This is a genomic window from Pseudomonas sp. 1912-s, assembly GCF_029269205.1.
GTDB lineage: Bacteria > Pseudomonadota > Gammaproteobacteria > Pseudomonadales > Pseudomonadaceae > Aquipseudomonas.
The window spans coordinates 400,151-415,249 of record NZ_JARIXR010000002.1; the positions used below are offsets into that span (position 1 = coordinate 400,151).

General features: G+C 59.8%; 17 protein-coding genes. 8 read left to right on the plus strand and 9 right to left on the minus strand.

The genetic code is table 11. The features are described from left to right. Nucleotides 1-16: 16 nt before the first annotated feature. Genes P3C29_RS04605 through P3C29_RS04620 form a run of 4 tightly spaced genes read left to right on the plus strand, consistent with a single transcriptional unit; the run spans nt 17 to nt 3,200 of the window. Nucleotides 17-610, plus strand: a complete 594-nt coding sequence (locus tag P3C29_RS04605) for an aminodeoxychorismate/anthranilate synthase component II (protein WP_010167237.1) — start codon at nt 17-19, stop codon at nt 608-610. A gap of 9 nt (nt 611-619) precedes the next feature. Continuing rightward, a complete protein-coding gene (trpD, locus tag P3C29_RS04610) occupies nt 620-1,669 on the plus strand; it encodes an anthranilate phosphoribosyltransferase (protein WP_201125499.1) in 1,050 nt (349 codons plus the stop codon). Beyond that, the gene (gene trpC / locus P3C29_RS04615) at nt 1,666-2,502 is read left to right on the plus strand and encodes an indole-3-glycerol phosphate synthase TrpC (protein WP_010167234.1); all 837 of its coding nucleotides are present in this window, start codon (nt 1,666-1,668) and stop codon (nt 2,500-2,502) included. The genes trpD and trpC overlap by 4 nt, the downstream gene beginning before the upstream one ends. Nucleotides 2,503-2,504: 2 nt before the next feature. Continuing rightward, nucleotides 2,505-3,200 carry a lipoate--protein ligase family protein gene (locus P3C29_RS04620; protein ID WP_275963983.1) on the plus strand — a complete coding sequence of 232 codons (696 nt, stop codon included), beginning with the start codon at nt 2,505-2,507 and terminating at the stop codon, nt 3,198-3,200. On the opposite strand, the gene crp is transcribed toward P3C29_RS04620, so the two are convergent. Continuing rightward, the gene (gene crp / locus P3C29_RS04625) at nt 3,197-3,841 is read right to left on the minus strand and encodes a cAMP-activated global transcriptional regulator CRP (RefSeq protein WP_010167230.1); all 645 of its coding nucleotides are present in this window, start codon (nt 3,839-3,841) and stop codon (nt 3,197-3,199) included. The two genes, P3C29_RS04620 and crp, sit on opposite strands and share 4 nt — an antisense overlap. Before the next feature lie 250 nt (nt 3,842-4,091). On the opposite strand from crp, the gene P3C29_RS04630 reads away from it, so the two are divergent. Beyond that, on the plus strand, nt 4,092-4,514 hold the full coding sequence (locus P3C29_RS04630; RefSeq protein WP_003194686.1) for an OsmC family protein: 423 nt from the start codon (nt 4,092-4,094) through the stop codon (nt 4,512-4,514). Between the two features lie 69 nt (nt 4,515-4,583). Here P3C29_RS04630 and coq7 read toward each other — a convergent pair whose 3' ends face one another. The 6 genes from coq7 to hemJ all read right to left on the minus strand — a co-directional run bounded on the left by coq7 (nt 4,584) and on the right by hemJ (nt 9,098). Continuing rightward, nucleotides 4,584-5,231 carry a 2-polyprenyl-3-methyl-6-methoxy-1,4-benzoquinone monooxygenase gene (gene coq7 / locus P3C29_RS04635; RefSeq protein WP_010167223.1) on the minus strand — a complete coding sequence of 216 codons (648 nt, stop codon included), beginning with the start codon at nt 5,229-5,231 and terminating at the stop codon, nt 4,584-4,586. Between the two features lie 180 nt (nt 5,232-5,411). Beyond that, nucleotides 5,412-5,750 (minus strand): histidine triad nucleotide-binding protein, encoded by a 339-nt coding sequence (locus tag P3C29_RS04640; protein WP_010167221.1) that lies wholly within the window; start codon nt 5,748-5,750, stop codon nt 5,412-5,414. A 46-nt stretch (nt 5,751-5,796) separates the two neighbouring features. After that, complete coding sequence (locus P3C29_RS04645; protein ID WP_010167219.1) at nt 5,797-6,585, minus strand: SDR family oxidoreductase; 789 nt, start codon at nt 6,583-6,585, stop codon at nt 5,797-5,799. Nucleotides 6,586-6,647: 62 nt separating this feature from the next. Beyond that, nucleotides 6,648-7,613: a DUF805 domain-containing protein gene (locus tag P3C29_RS04650; protein WP_201125496.1), complete on the minus strand. Its 966-nt coding sequence runs from the start codon at nt 7,611-7,613 to the stop codon at nt 6,648-6,650. A 63-nt stretch (nt 7,614-7,676) separates the two neighbouring features. Beyond that, nucleotides 7,677-8,645 (minus strand): nitronate monooxygenase family protein, encoded by a 969-nt coding sequence (locus tag P3C29_RS04655; protein WP_275963984.1) that lies wholly within the window; start codon nt 8,643-8,645, stop codon nt 7,677-7,679. Nucleotides 8,646-8,669: 24 nt separating this feature from the next. After that, the gene (hemJ, locus tag P3C29_RS04660) at nt 8,670-9,098 is read right to left on the minus strand and encodes a protoporphyrinogen oxidase HemJ (protein WP_248749508.1); all 429 of its coding nucleotides are present in this window, start codon (nt 9,096-9,098) and stop codon (nt 8,670-8,672) included. 136 nt (nt 9,099-9,234) lie between these two features. On the opposite strand from hemJ, the gene argC reads away from it, so the two are divergent. Further along, nucleotides 9,235-10,269, plus strand: coding sequence for an N-acetyl-gamma-glutamyl-phosphate reductase (gene argC / locus P3C29_RS04665; protein ID WP_010167211.1), 1,035 nt, complete (start codon nt 9,235-9,237; stop codon nt 10,267-10,269). 162 nt (nt 10,270-10,431) lie between these two features. Next, the gene (erpA, locus tag P3C29_RS04670) at nt 10,432-10,782 is read left to right on the plus strand and encodes an iron-sulfur cluster insertion protein ErpA (RefSeq protein ID WP_275963985.1); all 351 of its coding nucleotides are present in this window, start codon (nt 10,432-10,434) and stop codon (nt 10,780-10,782) included. Between the two features lie 66 nt (nt 10,783-10,848). On the opposite strand, the gene P3C29_RS04675 is transcribed toward erpA, so the two are convergent. Together P3C29_RS04675 and P3C29_RS04680 are read right to left on the minus strand one after the other, a co-directional pair. Further along, the gene (locus P3C29_RS04675; protein WP_275963986.1) at nt 10,849-11,940 is read right to left on the minus strand and encodes an anhydro-N-acetylmuramic acid kinase; all 1,092 of its coding nucleotides are present in this window, start codon (nt 11,938-11,940) and stop codon (nt 10,849-10,851) included. A 3-nt stretch (nt 11,941-11,943) separates the two neighbouring features. Continuing rightward, the gene (locus P3C29_RS04680; RefSeq protein WP_010167202.1) at nt 11,944-13,356 is read right to left on the minus strand and encodes a peptidoglycan DD-metalloendopeptidase family protein; all 1,413 of its coding nucleotides are present in this window, start codon (nt 13,354-13,356) and stop codon (nt 11,944-11,946) included. Nucleotides 13,357-13,567: 211 nt separating this feature from the next. Between P3C29_RS04680 and tyrS the strand changes: the two genes are divergently transcribed. Then, nucleotides 13,568-14,767 (plus strand): tyrosine--tRNA ligase, encoded by a 1,200-nt coding sequence (tyrS, locus tag P3C29_RS04685; RefSeq protein ID WP_275963987.1) that lies wholly within the window; start codon nt 13,568-13,570, stop codon nt 14,765-14,767. The last annotated feature ends 332 nt before the right edge of the window (nt 14,768-15,099 follow it).

Genomic DNA, 15,099 nt, shown 5'->3' on the forward strand with positions numbered 1-15,099 from the left:
AGAGGTTTTAGCCCACATGTTGCTGATGATTGATAACTACGACTCCTTTACCTACAACGTTGTGCAGTACCTGGGCGAGCTCGGCGCCGAGGTCAAGGTGGTGCGCAACGACGAACTGACCGTGGCGCAAATCGCCGCGTTGAACCCGGAACGCATCGTCGTTTCCCCGGGCCCGTGCACGCCGACCGAAGCCGGCATCTCCCTCGAAGCCATCCAGTATTTCGCCGGCAAGCTGCCGATCCTGGGCGTGTGCCTGGGCCACCAGTCCATTGGCCAGGCGTTCGGCGGCGACGTGGTTCGCGCCCGCCAGGTGATGCACGGCAAGACCAGCCCGGTGTTCCACAAGGACCAGGGCGTATTCCACGGCTTGAACCTGCCGGTGACGGTGACCCGTTACCACTCGTTGGTGGTCAAGCGTGAAACCCTGCCCGAGTGCCTTGAGCTGACGGCCTGGACCCAGCTGGAAGACGGCTCCGTCGACGAAATCATGGGCCTGCGTCACAAGACATTGAACGTTGAAGGGGTGCAATTTCACCCGGAATCGATTCTGACCGAGCAGGGCTTCGAGCTGTTCGCTAACTTTCTCAAGCAGAGCGGCGGCACGCGCTAAGGACTTTTTATGGATATCAAGACTGCCCTGAGCCGTATCGTCGGCCACCTGGACCTGAGCACCGCTGAAATGAGCGATGTGATGCGCGAGATCATGACCGGTCAATGCACCGACGCACAGATTGGCGCGTTCATGATGGCCATGCGCATGAAGAGCGAAAGCATCGACGAAATCGTCGGCGCCGTGTCGGTGATGCGTGAGTTGGCGGACAAGGTCGAACTCAAGACCCTCGACGGCGTGGTCGACGTGGTCGGCACCGGCGGCGACGGCGCGAATATCTTCAACGTGTCGACGGCTTCTTCCTTTGTGGTGGCGGCTGCCGGCTGCACCGTGGCCAAACACGGTAACCGTGCGGTCTCGGGCAAAAGCGGCAGTGCCGACTTGCTGGAAGCGGCAGGTATCTACCTGAACCTGACCCCGGTACAAGTGGCGCGCTGCATTGATAACGTCGGCATCGGCTTCATGTTTGCCCAGTCCCATCATGGCGCGATGAAACACGCCGCCGGCCCGCGCAAAGAGTTGGGCTTGCGCACCCTGTTCAACATGCTTGGCCCGCTTACGAATCCGGCCGGCGTGAAACATCAGGTGGTGGGCGTGTTCAGCCAGGCGTTGTGCCGGCCATTGGCCGAAGTGTTGCAACGCCTGGGCAGCAAGCATGTGCTGGTGGTGCATTCCAAAGACGGCCTGGACGAGTTCAGCCTGGCAGCACCGACCTTCGTGGCGGAGCTGAAGAACGATGAAGTCACCGAGTATTGGGTCGAACCTGAAGACCTCGGCATGAGAAGCCAGAGCCTGCACGGCCTGGCGGTGGAAAGCCCGGCGGCCTCCCTTGAATTGATTCGCGATGCCCTGGGGCGTCGCAAGACCGAAAACGGCCAGAAAGCCGCAGAAATGATCGTGCTCAATGCCGGTGCGGCACTGTATGCCGCGGATCACGCCTACAGTCTCAAAGAGGGTGTTGCCCTCGCTCATGATGCATTGCACACCGGGCTGGCGCGCGAAAAGCTCGAAGAACTGGGTGCGTTTACTGCGGTGTTCAAAGTGGAGAATGAAGGATGAGTGTTCCGACCGTTCTGGAAAAAATCCTGGCCCGCAAGGCAGAAGAAGTCGCCGAGCGCCGTGCCCGGGTCAGCCTGGCCGAGCTGGAAGGCCTAGCTAAAAGCGCCGATGCTCCGCGCGGGTTTGCCAATGCGCTGATCAAGCAGGCCAAGGACAAGCAGCCGGCCGTCATCGCTGAAATCAAAAAGGCTTCGCCGAGCAAGGGCGTGATTCGCGAGATCTTCGTCCCTGAAGACATTGCCAAGAGCTATGAGAAGGGCGGCGCGACATGCCTCTCGGTGTTGACCGATATCGACTACTTCCAGGGTTCCGACCTGTACCTGCAGCAAGCGCGTGCCGCGTGCTCGCTGCCGGTGATCCGCAAGGACTTCATGGTCGACCCGTACCAGATCGTCGAAGCCCGTGCGCTGGGCGCCGATTGCGTGCTGCTGATCGTCTCCGCACTGGACGACGTGAAGATGGCCGAACTGGCTGCCGTAGCGAAAAGCGTCGGCCTCGATGTACTGGTGGAAGTGCACGACGGTGATGAGCTGGAGCGCGCACTGAAAACCCTCGACACACCGTTGGTGGGCGTCAACAACCGCAACCTGCACACCTTTGAAGTCAGCCTGGAAAACACCCTCGACCTGTTGCCGCGTATTCCGCGTGACCGGCTGGTGATTACCGAAAGCGGCATCGTCAATCGCGCCGATGTTGAACTGATGGAGATCAGCGGCGTGTACTCGTTCCTGGTGGGCGAAACCTTCATGCGTGCCGAGAACCCGGGGGCTGAATTGCAGCGCCTGTTCTTCCCGGAGCGTGGCGTTGCCGTCAGTGGCTCGACCCTGGATTGATGATGACCCAGCCGGTGGCGATGACGGTGGAGGCAGGCCTTAAGGCCGAGCAGGATTTGCTCGCCGCCGTCTGCGCGGGTGAGCAACCCTTCGGCCTGCTGTTCTGGCAGCCGAGTGACCAAGCGCTGGTGATGCCTCGTCGTCTGAGCCGGCTTCCGGCATTCGAAACCGCCAGTCAGGTCTCGGCTGACGCCGGTTGGCCAGTGCTGTTGCGGGAAACGGGCGGTGAGCCCGTCCCGCAATCGGCCGCCACGGTCAATATCGCGCTGGTCTACGCGCCGCCGCGCAGTGAAGGTGACCAGGGCCGCATCGAAACCGGCTACCAGCGTTTGTGCCAGCCGATTTGCGACCTGCTTATCGAACTGGGCGGCAATGCGTCGGTGGGTGAGATCGACGGTGCGTTTTGCGACGGTCGCTACAACGTCAACCTCGATGGCCGCAAAATGGTCGGTACTGCCCAGCGCTGGCGCCAGAGTGGCGGGCGTCCGGTGGGGTTGGTGCATGGTGCATTGCTGCTGGATGACGATCGCGTCGAGTTGATCGCGGCGGTCAATCGCTTCAATCAAGCCTGCGGCCTGGAACAACGGGTGCGTGCCGAAAGCCACATCGCCCTGCACGAGGCCTTTGCTGCGCCAGACGCGATCGCCCGGCTCGACACGTTATACCGCCAGATGCTCGCGAGCTTCCTGCCGGATTAACGAGTGCCGTACACCACCATGGTCTTGCCTTTGACATGGACCAGGTTGCGTTCCTCCAGGTCCTTGAGCACACGGCCTACCATTTCCCTTGAGCAACCCACGATACGGCCAATCTCCTGGCGGGTGATCTTGATCTGCATGCCGTCGGGATGGGTCATGGCGTCTGGTTGCTTGCACAGTTCCAGCAGGCAGCGGGCAACTCGGCCGGTGACGTCGAAGAACGCCAGGTCGCCGACTTTACGCGTGGTGTCTCGCAGGCGCTGGGCGATCTGGCCGCTCAGGGCGTACAGAATGTCGGGATCCTGCTGGGCCAGTTCGCGAAATTTTGCGTAGCTGATCTCGGCGACTTCGCATTCGACCTTGGCCCGCACCCATGCGCTGCGCTGCTGTTCCTTGCCGGCTTGTTCGAAAAGCCCGAGTTCACCGAAGAAATCACCGGTATTGAGGTAGGCGATGATCATTTCGCGACCATCGTCATCCTCGATCAGGATGGTGACCGAGCCTTTGATAATGAAGAACAGGGATTCCGAGCGCTCGCCCGCGCAGATGATGTTGTGCTTGGCCGGATGACGCCGGCGCTGACAATGCATCAGCAGTTTGTCGAGGTTCTTGATTTTGGGTGTGGGAGTAATAGCAACCATGGTTGTATCCCGAAAAGACTGCACGGTGTTGTTGAGCTTGTTTTTTTGTCCAGCGCGATCAACGGTTAAGCTACATCATCCGGTGGATGGCAATGCGCCATTGATTTGGCGCCAGCTTAACAGACACATTCTGACTCCATTAGGGAATTTACCCAGCAAACGCTGCTGTTGATCGCTTTCATGGGAAACGCTGCCGGCCCAAAGCCCTGTGCTAAGCTGGCGACCCTTTTTTAGCAGTGGAGTCTGGGCGATGAAGGCACGCATCCAATGGGCGGGCGAAGCCATGTTCCTCGGTGAGTCGGGCAGTGGCCACGTGGTGGTCATGGATGGCCCGCCGGAGGCCGGTGGCCGCAACCTGGGCGTACGCCCGATGGAAATGCTCCTGCTCGGTGTAGGCGGTTGCAGCAATTTCGACGTGGTCAGCATCCTGAAGAAGTCCCGCCAGGCGGTGGAAAGCTGCGAAGCGTTCCTGGAAGCCGAGCGTGCGACCGAAGACCCCAAGGTGTTTACCAAGATCCACATGCACTTCGTGGTCAAGGGCCGGGCGTTGAAAGAAGCCCAGGTCAAGCGCGCCATTGAGCTGTCGGCAGAGAAGTACTGCTCGGCCTCGATCATGCTGGGCGCTGCCGGCGTTGTCATCACTCATGACTACGAGATCATTGAGTTGGGCTGATTCTTCAATCGGCAGGCAAAAAGAAAGGGCGCTTAAAAGCGCCCTTTCTTGTTTTTTGTAGGACCTGGCTCAGATGCGGTAAGTGCTCTTTGTCATGACCTTGGCCAGCAGGCTCATGCCAAATTTCACCGGTGCCGGGAAGCGGAAACCGCCCGCGTCCAGCGCGCTTTCGGCGTGATGTTCTTCATCAATGCGCATCTGCTCAAGAATCGCCCGGGATTTTTCGTCCTCGGCCGGCAGTTGCTCAAGGTGCTCATTGAGGTGTTTGCACACCTGATGCTCGGTGGCGGCCACAAAACCCAGGCTGACTTTGTCGCTGATCAGCCCGGCCACTGCGCCAATGCCAAACGATAAACCGTAGAATAGCGGGTTCAGCACGCTCGGGTGGCTGTTCAACTGGCGAATACGTTGTTCGCACCAGGCCAGGTGATCGATTTCTTCTTCAGCAGCATGCTCCATCGCGGCGCGCACTTGCGGCAGCTTGGCGGTCAGGGCCTGGCCCTGGTACAGCGCCTGGGCACAGACTTCGCCGGTATGGTTGATACGCATCAGGCCGGCGACGTGGCGGGTCTCGGTCTCGCTCATCTGCGCTTCTGGCTGCACGATGGCGGGCGATGGGCGGTGCGGCTGGCCGCTGAAGGGCAGCAGCGTGCGCATGGCCGTATCGGCTTGCAGCAACAGGCGATCAATCGGCGAGTAGTGACGTTGGGTAGTCATGCTGACCTCCGGGAAGAATCTCGGCGGCCAGTTTACCGCAAGAGAGGGGGAAGCGTTTGCGCTGGGTCAAATTGCTTGTGTGGCGAGGGAGCTTGCTCCCGCTGGAGTGCGCAGCGCTCCCGGTTTTATGGGGGCGCTATGCGGCCCAGCGGGAGCAAGCTCCCTCGCCACAGGTAGTGCTCAGCCCGGCGGCCAGTTCATCTGGCGCTGACCCAGTACATGCATATGGATGTGATAAACGGTCTGCCCGCCGTCTTCGTTGCAGTTCATCACCACGCGGAAGCCCTTTTCGCAGCCTTGTTCAACGGCCAGGCGTTGGGCGGTGAACAGAATATGCCCGGCCAGCGCCTTGTCTTCCTCGGTGAGGTCGTTGAGGGTGCGGATCGGCTTTTTCGGGATCACCAGGAAATGCACGGGTGCCATTGGTGCGATGTCGTGGAAGGCCAGGACCTGGTCATCTTCGTAGATGATCCGCGCGGGTATTTCTCTGTTGATGATCTTGGTGAACAGAGTATCCACAGCTGTTTCTCCATTGTGAAAGTGCAGGATGAGTGTACGCAGGCGATCAGCGCGGGCAATAGGCCTTGTTGATGGCGCCGGCGATCTTGCGCGTCAGCCAGCGCGGGCTCAGCCGCGGGCTGAACGCCAGCCAGCGATTACGCCGGCCAGGGATGATGATGGCTTTGTTCTTGGCCAGGGCGCGCACGGTGTAGAGCGCGACTTCCTCGGGACTCATCAGCTGTTGGCTGCGGTCCAGCTTGGCGGTGTCCATTTGTGCGGTGCCGAAGAACGCGGTGCGGGTCGGGCCGGGGCAGAGTACCGAGACCTTGATCCCGCAGGTCTTCAGTTCCTCGCGCAAGCCTTCGGAAAAGTGCAGCACGTAGGCCTTGCTGGCGTAGTAGGTACTCATCCACGGCCCCGGCTGGAAAGCGGCAACCGACGCGACGTTGAGAATCTGCCCGCCGCCGTGCAGGGCCATGGCATTGCCGAGGGCGTGGCACATGCGGGTCAGGGCCAGGATGTTGACCTCCATCAGGTCCTGCTCGGTCATCCAGTCCTGCGCCAGGAACGGGCCGCTGGTACCGATGCCGGCGCAGTTGACCAGCAGGTCGATCTGCCGTTCGCCTTCCTCAAGTTCCAGCAGGAACCCGGACAGCCGCAAGGGCTCGCCCAGGTCGCAGGCGCGGAACAGCACCTCGACGCCAAAGCGCTGAGTCAATTCGATTGCAATGCTTTCCAACTGATCACGCTGGCGGGCCACCAGAATCAAGCTGCGGCCGCGACGTGCCAGTGCTTCGGCCAAGGCCAGGCCGATACCGCTGGAGGCACCGGTGATCAGAGCGTAACGGGTCATGCGTTTCTCCATCGCAACGCTACCGGGCCTGTGACAGAGGCGTCACAGGCGTCGGGCGTTTTTCACTGTTGCGTAGAGTCTACAGGTTCGGCTGTGTCGTCAGCACTTTGCACATCGACTTCATCGACGGTGGTGGCCTGGTCGCTGTCGTCATCGGAATTGATGGAGCTGCTTTCGTAGCTGCCGCCTACGTCGCTTTCCAGTTGATCCAGGTAGCCGCTCATGCCCACTAACACTGCGCCGGCAAACACCAGCGGAATGAATGCCAGCCACAGGGCGGACAGGATTTTTACCGCGGTAGAGTTGCGCGGCGGTGGTGCGCCGTACTGGTTGGCGCCTGTATTGCCCGGGAGAACCATCAGCAGAATCGGGAAGATGCTGCCTACGAAGGGCACCAGGTGCAGGAACCACAGCCAGCCCGACCAGCCCAGGTCATGCAGGCGCTGCACCGTGATCTGCACGCTGACCCATACCGCGGCCACGAGGAGGGCGATCCCGGCCAGGAAGCCAATGACCATGGCAATCGTCGGGGACACCGCCGCGATCCCCAGCCCGACAGTAAAGAACGCGCCCGAGACGAGCAGCATCACCACGCTTAACACCAGCGTCCATGCCAGGAAGCGCAGGCGCCCGATACGTCCGTTGACGGTGAATACTTTAAGGGTGGAAAACTCCGGCAGGTTCTCGCCGACGGCGGCCCGGGGAGGGGCGTAAGGCGAAGCGGCCGGGCGGGTGTAATCAGTGGCGCTGGCGGAGTCCGTTTCGTGGGTTTCGGCAAGGCTGAAGGCGACGGGTTGCTCTTCTTCAATGCGCGCATCGACCCCGGCGTTTTTCAGCGCTTGCAGGTAGGTCTCGGCATCGGCGCGGGAAAGGTCGCGTTTCAGGGCGACCGGGCGGCCGGTGAAGAGCTTTTCGATGGCTTCCACCTCGCTTTTGAACAGCTCGGCGAGGTTAAGCTTGGCGGTGGTGCTTTCGACACCCGGGAGCAATGCGCCATCAAACACAATCTTGAAACGGTTGTCGCTCATGCGGGCATCCTTGTCACTTGAATGGGAGAGGCCTGCTTCGATCAGCAGGCTTTACATCGCGGATCAGCGTGGCCAGCGTTTAGGCAATTGGGCCGCATGCTCGAGCGCCTTGCGGTATTCGGCATCCAGGCGGGCCACGAGTTCATCGACGCTGGGCAAATCATCAATTTCACCGACGCCCTGGCCGGCAGACCACACGGTCTTCCAGGCTTTGGCTTCGTCGTTGAGTGGCTTGAGCTTGGAGCCGAAATTGACTTCGCCTTTGCTTTGCAGCGCAGCGAGGTCGAAACCGGCGTTTTCCAGGCTCTGGCGCATGAAGCTTGCGGGAACGCCGGAGACGGCTGGAGTGTGCACGATGTCGGCGGCGCGCGATGTGAGCAGCATCTCTTTATACGCATCCGGGGCATGGCTTTCGGTGGTGCCGATAAAACGGGTGCCGAAATAGGCCAGGTCGGCGCCGAGCAGTTGCGCGGCCAGGATCTCGTGGCCGTGGTTGAGGCAGCCCGCGAGCAGCAGGGTCTTGTCGAAGAACTGACGGATTTCTGCAATCAGCGAGAACGGGCTCCAGGTGCCGGCATGGCCACCGGCGCCCGCTGCCACGGCGATCAAGCCATCCACGCCGGCTTCAGCGGCTTTCTCGGCATGGCGCCGGGTGGTGACGTCGTGGAATACCAGGCCGCCGTAGCTGTGTACGGCGTCCACCAATTCTTTCACCGCGCCCAGGCTGGTGATGACGATCGGCACTTTGTGCTCGACGCAGATCGCCAGGTCAGCTTCCACACGCGGGTTGCTGTTGTGCACGATCAGGTTGACCGCATAGGGCGCCGGTTTGTCCAGCAGCGCCAGGCCCGCTTCGATCTCTTCCAGCCACGCCTTGAAGCCGCTGCTTTCCCGCTGGTTGAGCGCCGGGAAGCTGCCGACGATCCCGTTACGGCAGCAAGCCAGGACCAGTTGCGGGTTGGAAATCAGAAACATCGGCGCAGCCACCACGGGCAGGCGCAGGTTTTGTTCGAGCGAAGCGGGCAGCGACATTGGAAGTACCCCGAGTAATAGGAATTAGAACGGTTTGACCACGACCAAAATTACGATAGCCAGCAATATCAGAACCGGCACTTCATTGAACCAGCGATAAAAGACATGGCTGCGGGTGTTTTCGCCACGGGCAAAACGTTTTACCTGCGCGCCGCACATGTGGTGGTAGCCGATGAGCAACACCACCAGGGTCAACTTGGCGTGGATCCATGCGCCGGATTGAAAGATGGCGGGGTTGAGGTAGATCAGCCAGCCACCGAAGATCAGGGTGGCAATCATCGCCGGCCCCATGATGCCGCGGTACAGCTTGCGCTCCATGACGCTGAAGCGTTCCTTGCTGACGGTGTCCTCGCTTTGGGCGTGATAGACGAACAGGCGCGGAAGGTAGAACAGCCCGGCAAACCAGCAGACGATGCTGACGATATGAAAGGCTTTGACCCATAGATAAAGCATTTTTAGTTATTCCCAGGTTCACGGTAGCTGAAGATAGTAGTGGCTCAAGCGTCTACACGTCACGTTGACGGTTGTCGCAGGACGATACGGACCCTATTATCGACGGCTTTCCAGTGGGTTCGTTGAGGGCAGGTTTATGGTCAAGGTCGGTATCGTCGGCGGCACGGGTTACACCGGTGTCGAATTGCTGCGTCTGTTGGCTCAGCATCCGCAAGCTGAGGTGGTGGTGATCACTTCCCGATCCGAGGCCGGCCTGGCGGTGGCCGACATGTATCCGAACCTGCGAGGCCATTACGACGGCCTGGCGTTCAGCGTTCCGGATATCGCGACGCTGGGTGCGTGTGATGTGGTGTTCTTTGCCACCCCTCACGGTGTTGCCCATGCCCTGGCGGGCGAGTTGCTGGCCGCTGGCACCAAGGTGATCGACTTGTCGGCAGACTTCCGCCTGCAGGACGCCGATGAGTGGGCCAAATGGTACGGCCAGCCACACGGCGCGCCGGAGCTGCTGGAAGAGGCGGTGTATGGCCTGCCGGAAGTCAATCGCGAGCAGATCAGGCAAGCGCGCCTGATCGCCGTACCGGGTTGCTATCCGACCGCCACGCAGTTGGGATTCCTGCCCTTGCTGGAGGCCGGGTTGGCGGATGCATCGCGGCTGATTGCTGACTGCAAGTCGGGCGTCAGCGGCGCTGGTCGTGGCGCTGCAGTCGGTTCGCTTTACTCCGAGACGTCGGAAAGCATGAAAGCCTATGCGGTCAAAGGCCACCGTCACTTGCCGGAAATTCGCCAGGGGCTGCGTCGCGCAGCCGGCAAAGAGGTTGGCCTGACGTTTGTGCCGCACCTGACGCCGATGATTCGCGGGATCCACTCCACCCTGTATGCGACTGTCGTCGATCGTTCTGTGGATCTGCAGGCGCTGTTTGAAAAACGGTATGCCAACGAACCGTTCGTCGATGTGATGCCGGCGGGCAGCCACCCGGAAACCCGCAGCGTGCGCGGTGCCAACGTGTGCCGTATCGCGGTGCATCGTCCGCAGGATGGTGATCTGGTGGTGGTGTTGTCGGTGATCGATAACCTGGTCAAGGGCGCGTCTGGCCAGGCTGTGCAAAACATGAACATCCTGTTTGGCCTGGATGAGAAGCTGGGCCTGTCCCACGCGGGCATGCTGCCGTAACTTTTCTGCTGTTGCGCAAAGGCCCGTTGATCGGGCCTTTCGTGTTTTTAATGGCCGCTGCGCAGATTGATATACCGTAACAATAGTTGACCGCTTTTCTAGGAGAAGCGGATAATGCCCGCCATCACGCATATGGCGGCGCTACGCCGGGAGATTATCAGCATGAGCGTTGAATCCTTCACCCCCACGGCTTTGCAATTCACCCACGGTGCTGCGCACAAGGTGAAGAGCCTGGTCGATGAAGAGGGTAATGATCGCTTGAAGCTGCGCGTATTTGTTACGGGCGGCGGTTGTTCAGGGTTTCAGTACGGCTTCACCTTCGATGAAGACGTGGCCGATGACGACACCATCGTTGAGCGCGAGGGCGTAAGCCTGGTCGTCGATCCGATGAGCTTCCAGTACCTGGCAGGAGCCGAGGTGGACTATCAGGAAGGTCTGGAAGGTTCGCGTTTCGTGATCAAGAACCCGAATGCCGCCACTACCTGTGGTTGCGGGTCTTCGTTCTCGATCTGATCGACAGCGGAAGTAAAAACGCCGCTTGGCCTGGATAGGGTCAAGCGGCGTTTTGCTGTGTGGAGTTCAGGCGGGGTAGATGGCGCCGAGTACGCGAAGGCCACGGGCGCCGGTGACGCTGGGGCGGTTGGCGGCGATGCTTTCCAGGCAGCAATGGGCCAGCCAGGCGAAGGCCATGGCTTCGACCCAATCGGGGTCTACGCCGTAGGTGGCGGTGCTGCTCACTTGAGTGGCGGGCAGTAAGGTGCTCAGGCGGTTCATCAAGGTCGTGTTGTGGGCGCCGCCGCCGCAAACCAGCAGGGTCTCGGTTTGAGGTTGTGCGGTTTGCAGGGACTCGACGATCGTCTGGGCGGTCAGCTCAAGCAATGTGGCTTGCACGTCCTGAGCTGCGAATGACGGTAACCGGCCCAAGTGATGTTCCAGCCATCCCAGGTTGAAGACTTCGCGCCCAGTGCTTTTTGGCCCTTTGGTCACGAAGAATGGGTCGCTGAGCAACGCCTTGAGTAGCTGCGGTTCAACCTTTCCTGTGGCAGCCCACTGGCCGTCGCGATCAAAGTTCTCGCCGCGTTGCTGGTGAATCCAGGCATCGAGCAGGACATTGCCCGGGCCGCAGTCGAAGCCGGCGACCGGTTTGGCGGTCTCGATCAGACTGAGGTTGCTGAAGCCGCCGACATTCAGCACGGCGCGGTTGCCGGAACGCTCGCCAAACAATGCCTCATGAAAGGCGGGCACCAGCGGGGCGCCTTGGCCACCGGCAGCGACATCGCGGCTGCGGAAGTCACTGACGACGGTGATTCCCGTCAGCTCGGTGAGCAGCGCCGGGTTGCCTATCTGTACGGTAAAACCCCGTGCAGGTTCGTGGCGAATGGTCTGCCCGTGGCTGCCAATCGCGCGAATGTCCTGGGGCTTGAGCTTCTGCTGGTCCAGCAGGGCGTGAATGCCCTGGGCGGCGAGTGTCACCCAGTGGTGCTGGGCGATCGCCGAGCGGGCAATCTCGTCCGGGCCGCTGGCGCACAGGCCAAGCAGCTCGGAACGCAGGGATTCAGGCATAGGGATGTAGTGGGTGGCGATCAGCTTGATCGCCGGGGCCTGCTCGATCAGCGCAATGTCCAGGCCATCAAGGCTGGTCCCGGACATCACACCTATATAGAGCGACATGGCTTAGCGTTTCGCCGAGGCCAGGAGGGTAGAGCGCTCCTGATCCATGCGGGCCATCAGTGGCTGGCTCTGCTGCAGGAAGCGAGCGCGCTCGGCCTTGGCGATGGGATCAGCCATCGGCAGCTTCTGACCCAGCGGGTCGACGTGCACGCCGTTGACCTGGAACTCATAGTGCAAGTGCGGGCCGGTGGACAGGCCGGTGGTGCCGATGTAGCCGATCACCTGGCCTTGCTTGACGTTGCTGCCCGTCTGCACGCCTTTGGCGAAGCCTTGCATGTGGCCATACAGCGTACGGTAGGTGTTGCCGTGCTGGATGATCACCGTGTTGCCATAGCCGCCACGGCGACCGGCCAGCAATACCTTGCCGTCACCGGCGGCCTTGATCGGCGTGCCACGCGGGGCGGCGTAGTCGACGCCTTTGTGAGCGCGAATTTTGTTCAGAATTGGATGCTTGCGACCCATCGAGAAACGCGAGCTAATACGGGCGAAGTCAACCGGAGTACGGATGAAAGCCTTGCGCATGCTGTTGCCGTCGGCGGTGTAGTAGCTGCTGTTGCCTTGTTTGTTGGTGTAGCGCACGGCGGTGTAGGTCTTGCCGCGGTTGGTGAACCGCGCAGAAAGGATGTTGCCGGTGCCGACGACCTTGCCGTTGGCGACCTTCTGTTCGTAGATCACGTCGAATTCGTCACCCTGGCGAATGTCCTGGGCGAAGTCGATGTCATAGCCAAACACGCTGGCCATGTCCATGGTCATGCTGTGGGACAGGCCGGCGCGGGCGGCGGATTGCGACAGCGAACTGTTGATCACGCCGTGTACATAGGCAGAGCGCATGACCGGCTTGGTGGTGATGCGATTGAACGCAAAGCCTTTGGCGCCTTTGGTCAGCGTGATGCTTTCCAGGTCGCTGACGTTGCTGTGCAGGTTGTTCAGCTGGCCGTCGGGGGTGAATTCGAATTCAAGCTTCTGGCCGTGCTTGAGTTGGGTGAACTGCCTGGCCTGCTTGTCGCTGGCCAGCACATCGTTAACGGTCGCGGCAGGAAGGCCGACCTTTTCGAACAGGGTCGAAAGGGTGTCGCCTTTGGCAACAATCACTTCACGGTGTAGCGGGTTCTTGGGTGCTTCTACTGCAGGCTCGGCCTGTGCAGTCTCTTTAGTGTCTTCGGCGCTGTTTTCGATCTGGGCAAACGGCGATTCTGCTGCGCCATTTGTGGCTTGTAGTGCGTCGGAAGCGTCTTGATCTTGTGTCAGTTGCTCAACCGGACTTTCAAGGTCAAGGCTCAGTGTCGTTCGTTTGGCTTCTACATCGCTGGAAGGGAATACCAGGAGTGCCAGGCTCAGAAGGGCGGCGATCCCACTTGCGGCGAGCAGGTGGGTCTTCGGGTAAAGCGGCGGCGCTTTAGACGGTTCTGTGGTCATAAGTAATTTTGACTTTGAAAAGATGAATTGGAAAAGATGAATGACATGATGAAGATGAAATAACTGTATAAAATATAACCAAATCATCTGTGGTGCAAGCTTGCGAACGCTAGGCTTGCTGAACGGTGTCCGTGCGCAGGGCAAAACTTGTAATTAGTCCCTGATCTTGTATGGTTGGTTCCCTTTTGAATCTGAGCCTTGCGGGTCTGTTATGAAGTCGGTTGAAGAGCAGCTAGCGCTGATCAAACGTGGTGCGGAAGAACTGTTGGTCGAAGCCGAGCTGATCGAAAAGCTCAAGCGTGGCCAACCCCTGCGTATTAAGGCTGGCTTTGATCCGACGGCGCCGGATCTGCACCTTGGGCATACGGTGCTTATTAATAAGCTGCGTCAGTTCCAGGAACTGGGGCACCAGGTGATCTTCCTTATAGGGGACTTCACCGGAATGATCGGCGATCCGAGCGGCAAGAGCGCTACGCGTCCGCCGTTGACCCGTGAGCAGGTTCTCGATAATGCCGAGACCTACAAGACCCAGGTCTTCAAGATTCTTGATCCGGCCAAGACCGAGGTGGCGTTCAACTCCACCTGGATGGACCAGATGGGGCCGGCGGACTTCATTCGTCTGACGTCCCAGTACACCGTTGCCCGCATGCTCGAGCGCGATGACTTCGACAAGCGCTACTCCACCAATCAGCCTATCGCAATCCATGAGTTCCTCTACCCGCTGGTTCAGGGGTATGACTCGGTGGCGTTGCGTGCCGATGTCGAACTGGGCGGTACTGATCAGAAGTTCAACCTGCTGATGGGGCGTGAGCTGCAGCGTGCGTATGGGCAAGAGGCTCAATGCATTCTGACCATGCCGTTGCTGGAGGGGTTGGATGGCGTCAAGAAGATGTCCAAGTCCTTGGGTAACTATGTAGGTATCCAGGAAGCGCCGGGTGTGATGTACGGCAAGCTGGTTTCGATTCCGGATGCGTTGATGTGGCGTTACTTCGAGCTGTTGAGCTTCCGCTCGATGGACGAGATCGATGCCTTGCGTGCCGATGTAGAAGCAGGTGCGAACCCGCGTGACGTCAAGATCAAGCTGGCAGAAGAGATCGTTGCGCGCTTCCATGGTGAAGAGGCTGCTGCCAGTGCTCACCGCGCTGCGGGTAACCGCATGAAGGATGGCGAGCTGCCGGATGATCTGCCGGAGGTTGAATTGACTGCTGCCGAGGCAATGCCGATTGCGGCCGTCCTTAATAAGGCGGGCCTGGTGAAGAACTCGGCAGTGGCGCGCGACCTTCTGGGTTCCGGTGGTGTGCGTATAGATGGTGAGGTTGTCGATCGCACCTTTATATACGAACTGGGCGCGACCCATGTTTGTCAGGCCGGCAAGAAGGCATTTGCGCGTATTACGCTTAAATCCGAATAAACCTGAAATTAACTGTTGACGGCGATTTATATCTGTCTATAATTCGCCCCACTTCCGGCGCAGTCGAAACGGAAAACTCCTTGGTAAACAAAGAGTTATGTAGGTTTCGGCAGCGAGCTGCTTCAGATCATCGAAGCCTGGAAGGAGTTGATAGAGCGGTGTAGTTTGGCTCTATTAACGGTTCGATCTTCTCGGTCGAAAGCGGAGAAAAAGAGGTGTTGACAGCAGCGTGTAACGCTGTAGAATTCGCCTCCCGCTAACGAGAGATCGGAAGCGCAAGTGGTTGAAGTTACAAAGGAAACTTTGAAAACTTCTGAAAATAATCACTTGAC